Source organism: Mesorhizobium sp. CA10 (assembly GCF_020165285.1).
Classification (GTDB): Bacteria; Pseudomonadota; Alphaproteobacteria; order Rhizobiales; family Rhizobiaceae; genus Mesorhizobium.
The window spans coordinates 1-3879 of record NZ_JAIUHV010000031.1 but is presented as its reverse complement, the minus strand read 5'-3'; the positions used below and the strand labels follow the sequence as shown (position 1 = coordinate 3879).

The window sequence follows — 3879 nt, the reverse complement described above, 5'->3', positions numbered from 1 at the left end:
GCAGTCGATCTTTTGGATGTAGCCATTCTCCCCTACGAAAACTGACTGCTTGAAAGCATCACTTTCCATAGTGACCTCCCTTCAACAACTGACCCCGTTGGTCATTTCCGCAGATGCACCGCTAATATTCGAACACCTGCACGCCCGGCTGGGGACAAGAGAAAAGATTGGAAGCAGCTCTTTTCAGTTCAAGAGGAGGCTGCGAGACATCACCAGCAGCACCTGGATGCTACAGTGAGCATCGATAGCAGGCCCTGCTGTCCCGGTTGCTAAGAGCGAACGACCAGCGGCACTAGGCCCTCGTGCCGCTCGCCGAGATAGCAGACGACCCGGTCGCCGACGCGCTGGAAATTGAGGTCGACCTTCGCCTCGCCCACGGTTAAGTGCCGGATGACGATGTTGTCGATGCCTATCGGCAACCGTGGGCGTTCGACATTGATCTCGCGCTTCCAACCATCGATGCGGATCCCCAGGCAGGCCTGCAGCATCATGAACGCGGAACCGGCCGACCATGCCTGCGGCAGACAGGCGACGGGATAGGCGATCGGCGCATCCCCGATCGCCCGCGTAAAGCCGCAGAATAGCTCCGGAAGCCGCATATTGAACCGGACCGCCGCCTCGAACATGCTGCTCATAAGCTTCACGACGCTGGTGCGCTCCTGGTAGCGGGCTAGCCCGGCGGCACAGATCGCCGTGTCATGCGGCCAGATCGAGCCGTTATGATAAGACATCGGATTGAACGGAATCTCATCGTCGGCCAAGGTGCGAACGCCCCAACCGCTGTGCAGATGCCCCGACAGCAACTGCTCGGCAATTGATTTCGCCCGTTCTGCCGAGGGCAGCCCTACATAGAGCAGGTGACCCGCGTTGGAGGCGCGCACCGCGCATTGCCTGCCTTCTCCATCGATTGCCAAAGCGTAGAAATTGCGGTCCGGCATCCAGAACCGGGCCTCCACTGCGCTGCGTATTTTTTCTGCCATGGCGCTCCAGTGCGCCGCCTTGGCGGCGTCTCCGCGTTTGGCTGCCAAGGCGGCCATGCCTTGATAGGCTGCGAAGACGTAGCCTTGCACCTCGACCAGTGCGATCGGACCGCGAGGTATTTTGCCGTCGGCATGGAAGATAGCGTCGGCGCTGTCCTTCCAGCCCTGGTTGAAGAGACCCGTGTCCGCCGCCCTATTATAGGTCACGAAACCGTCGCTGTTGCGGGCACCGACTTCCTCCATCCACCCGATTGCTGCGCACAGCGAATCCCACATGCGATCGACGAACTCGTCATCGCCCGTACGATCGGCGTAGGACCAAGCCAGGTAGACATAGAGCGGAGTGGTGTCGACGCCGCCATAATAGCGGCCGAACGGCAGCTCGCGCAGTATAGCCATTTCCCCTTTGCGCGTTTCATGCATGATCTTGCCGGGCTCGGCATCGTCGAACACAGAGGTCTCCGTCGATTGATAGCGGCCAAGGAACGCCAGCACGCCGCGGGCAAGCTCGGGGTTGAGCCACAGCATTTGCAAGGCGGAAATGACGCCGTCGCGGCCGAAGGCAGTCGAAAACCAGGGAATACCGGCATACGGATATGGCCCGGTCTCCAGATCGGTGGTCAGCAGGGCGATGTCGGCACGTGTGCGCGTGAGCCAGTCATTGAACACGCGGCCGGAGCTGAAAACAGTGGCGCCCTGTCGACGCTTTGAGCGCATTGCAAATCGCGCTCGCGCCGCGGCGGCGCGGAACCGATCACTGGACGGGATTTCTTCGTTCTGACCGACTTCCAGATACAGCGCCTTTCTGTCGTGCCTCCCCACCAGAATGAGAAACTCTGCATGATGGGGATGGATCTGGTCGGGCCTCATCGAAAACGCGATGACGGATTGGCGCGCCACATTATCGAGGCCCTCGTAGCAAAATGTCACGCCTGACTCGCCGACCAAGGCGTCATGTGCGCGGCCGCGCCGGCTGCGCGTAGTGCCGCGCACCTCGAACATGTCACGGAAATCGGCATCGAAGTCGAACCGGACCGGCAGCAACACCTCACGCGCGGAGTAATTCGTGAAAGTGACTCGCTCGTACATGCGGTCGTGCCAGATGAATCTGGTCCGCTCGATGTGCACGACCCCAGGCAGCGTTTCACTGCCGTCGGGCCCGATGGTAGCCAAATTTGTGAGATTGGCGGTGAATAGGATGTTGTCCTGCGACAGCGACGCTCCGAGCAGCGACGGCATGCGGCCGCCTATGAACAGCCGGAAACGCGACAGCACTCGCGTATCATCGCGGAAAAGCCCGTCGCCGCTGCCGCGTATGTCGCCATAGCTGTCCGCGACGACGAAGCAGTCCTCATGCTTCAGCGCAAATTGCCTATGCGGCTCGCGCGGGGCCGATTCATCGAGTGCGGGGAGAGCGACCGCTGGATTAAGCTTGCGTTCTTCGACTTCGATGCTCATCTCAACCCTCCTGTTCAGACGGCCGATGCTGGCGCTCATCGCATATGCCTGCGCCCGACCATCTCCTATCAACAGTATCTCGCATCAATGCTGCGATGCCCATGATCTCGGAGAGCGTCATTGAAATCTTGGCGGATGTTCGGCGAAGCTTCCGCTGCTCGACCTGATCGAACGCGGCGGGAACCCGGCAGCCTAGCCGACAACTTGTCTTAAGCAGTGCTGGCTATCTCAGCTGCGTTTGCGGCGAAACCGTTTCGCGGGCCGAGTGGAAATTGCTCGTCGCACGCCAGCAAGCTGTAGATCCCCAAATAGTCGCTGCACATGCGCCCGACCGTGAATCGTGTTTCAAAAGTTTTCCGCACTCGTGCGCGATCGAGACTGCCTATCCGCCGCACAGCTTCGACGGCTTCGTCAATGCTTTCCACTATCAGTCCGGACACGCCATGATCGATGACCTCCGGAACGGCTCCGCGGTTGAAGGCAACCACCGGGGTGCCGCAGGCCATCGCCTCGATGGTCACGAGGCCGAACGGCTCCGGCCAATCGATCGGGAACAGCAGCGCCGTCGCATTGCCCAAAAATTCCGCCTTCGCACGCTCATCAATCTCGCCAATGAACTCGACATTCGAATGTCGAAGCACCTGGGGTTCGACCTTACCGCTCCAGAATGATTGGTCCACTGCGTCGATTTTGGCCGCGATCTTGAGCGGCATCCCGACGCGCGCGGCGATTTCTATCGCGGCTTCCGGGCCTTTTTCGGGTGAGATGCGACCGAGGAACGCGAGGTATCCAGAGGCTTTCGGCCGGAATGGGAGGATGTCGTTCGGCAGGCCGTGATAGACCGTTCCAAGCCAGTTGACCGGCGGCATGGGCCGGCGCTGGTCATCCGAGATCGAGACCAGTGGAATGTCGTTGAACATCGCGTAAAGCTGCGCCAGGTCCGGAAGGTCGAGCCGGCCATGAAGCGTGGTAACGGTTCGCTGCGCGAACTCTCGAATTATCGGGAAATGGAGAACGTCGACGTGGAAATGCAGCACGTCGAATTCATTCGCCCGTCTGCGAACCTCTTCAAGCATCATGACGTGGTAAGGAATGGGATTCTGTGCTTTCTGATTCAGGCGTAGCGCAACGTCGCAACATGCCACCAGTTCGGCCGAAGTACGTGAATCGCCGCTGGCGAACAAAGTCACGTCATGGCCCCTTCGAACCAACTCTTCCGTTAAATAGGAAACGATGCGCTCGGTCCCGCCATAGAACTTGGGTGGCACGGACTCAGTCAGGGGTGCGATCTGGGCAATCTTCATGTGCAGGGCATCCTGGAACGAAAGTCGGCCTTCAACGAACCGGGGACGGCAGCGGTTACTCCTTCTCCCGGTTCGCCGTTCTCGCGAACTTTCGGGCTGCTAATTTGTTCCCGGCATCAATCACTTCGCCGTGGCAT

Annotated in this window: 2 protein-coding genes; both read right to left on the bottom strand. The window is 59.8% G+C overall.

What is annotated here, in order from left to right; all coding sequences use genetic code 11:
* Positions 1–269: 269 nt before the first annotated feature.
* Entirely contained in the window at positions 270–2438 is a 2169-nt protein-coding gene (locus LB535_RS28745; protein WP_224628665.1) for an amylo-alpha-1,6-glucosidase, read from the bottom strand.
* A 209-nt stretch (positions 2439–2647) separates the two neighbouring features.
* Positions 2648–3742, bottom strand: coding sequence for a glycosyltransferase family 4 protein (locus LB535_RS28740; protein ID WP_224634577.1), 1095 nt, complete (start codon positions 3740–3742; stop codon positions 2648–2650).
* Between the last annotated feature and the right edge of the window lie 137 nt (positions 3743–3879).

What these genes read in the sequence shown, in the direction of transcription:
- LB535_RS28745 (WP_224628665.1), bottom strand. Translation starts at nt 2,438, where the DNA reads ATGAGCATCGAAGTCGAAGAACGCAAGCTTAATCCAGCGGTCGCTCTC.
- LB535_RS28740 (WP_224634577.1), bottom strand. Translation starts at nt 3,742, where the DNA reads ATGAAGATTGCCCAGATCGCACCCCTGACTGAGTCCGTGCCACCCAAG.